The 1,570-nt window shown below is 60.6% G+C and carries 1 protein-coding gene; it reads left to right on the top strand.

What is annotated here, in order from left to right:
• Positions 1–62: 62 nt before the first annotated feature.
• Positions 63–1,502, top strand: a complete 1,440-nt coding sequence (locus A3840_RS18200; protein ID WP_067460427.1) for an IS1182 family transposase — start codon at positions 63–65, stop codon at positions 1,500–1,502.
• Positions 1,503–1,570: the final 68 nt, after the last annotated feature.

Genomic DNA, 1,570 nt, shown 5'->3' with positions numbered 1-1,570 from the left:
ACCCGAGGCTGTGTGAAAACGTCTGATTATGGTATGATCTGGCCCTGCTTCGGAGGTGCCTTATGGGACGTTTCGTTGAAGGTACAGACCGTGACCAGGCGAGTTTTCTGCCGGCGCGTCTTGAGGACTATGTTTTCCCCGACAACCCGGTTCGCGTGATCGATGCTTTTGTCGAGGAGCTGGATTTGGCCGAGCTTGGTTTTGCCCGTGTGCAGCCTGCCGCGACCGGCAGACCCGGATATGCGCCTGGCACCATGCTCAAGCTCTACGTCTATGGCTACCTGCATCAACTGACCTCGAGCCGGAAGTTGGAGCGCGAGGCGGGCCGCAACATCGAGCTGATGTGGCTGATCGGCAAGCTGGTGCCGGACTTCAAGACCATTGCCGACTTCCGCCATGACAATGGTGGCGCCATCCAAGTCGCATGCCAGCGTTTTGTCGCCATCTGTCGTGCTCTTGGCCTAGTCGGCGGCAGTATGGTTGCCATCGATGGGTCACGCTTGCGGGCGGTGAACACGCACGAAAAGAACTACACCAATGGCAAGCTGGCGCGCCGCAAAGCCCATGTCGAAGAGAGCATCGCGCGCTACCTCGTCGAGCTCGAAGAAGCTGATAGCGCGGGAGCAGGACCAGCCGCACCACGCATCGAGCACCTGACCGAGAGACTGGCTTCGCTGCGCGGTCGACTTGGCGAACTCGAGGAGATTGGCCAGCAGTTGGAGGCTGCGCCAGATGAGCAGATCTCGCTAACCGATCCAGACGCACGCGCCATGGCAACCGGGAGCGATCATCGCGGTGTGGTCGGCTACAATGTCCAGGCTGCAGTTGATACCAAGCATCATATCGTCGTCGCCAATGAGGTGACCAATCGCGGCCACGATCGGTCTCACCTGCTGGAGATGGCCAAGGCCGCGCAGGCAGAGACAGGCGCTGTAGGAATGATCGCTCTGGCCGACCGTGGATACTACGAGGGCGAACAGATCCGCTCCTGTGCCGAGGCTGGCATCATCCCGATGGTGCCCAAGCCCAACACATCACCGGCTGCGGCCCGTGGCTTTTGGGGTAAGACGATGTTCGTCCATGAGCCCGAGACCGACACCTATCGCTGCCCAGCCGGCCAGCAGCTTCAAAAGCGCTTTGCCAGGGTGGAGGGAGGCAAGCTCATCGGCGTCTACTTCAATCAGAAGGCATGTGGTGCCTGCGCCTCGCGTCCTCTGTGCACCGCGGGCAAGGAGAAGCGCATCCGAAGATGGGAGCATGAAGCAGTGCTCGATCAGATGGAGCGCCGCTTTGACACGATGCCCGAGGCGATGGCGGTCCGGCGCTGTACTGTCGAACATGTCTTTGGCACGATAAAAGGCTGGATGGGCGCCACGCACTTCCGAACGCGCGGCCTCAGGAATGTCGCCACCGAAGCCAGCCTGACCATACTGGCCTACAACATCAAACGCGCCATCGCCGTTGCCGGAGTTGCCTCGACCCTCAAGGCGATAACGAGGTGAAACGCCTCGATGCGCGCCGGCCTAAAATATCCTGACCGCTCCGCTTGGGTGAGTTCTCACACAGCCTC

Origin of the sequence: Devosia elaeis (assembly GCF_001650025.1) — a bacterium.
Classification (GTDB): domain Bacteria; phylum Pseudomonadota; class Alphaproteobacteria; order Rhizobiales; family Devosiaceae; genus Devosia; species Devosia elaeis.
This window is presented reverse-complemented; position numbering and strand designations above follow the sequence as displayed.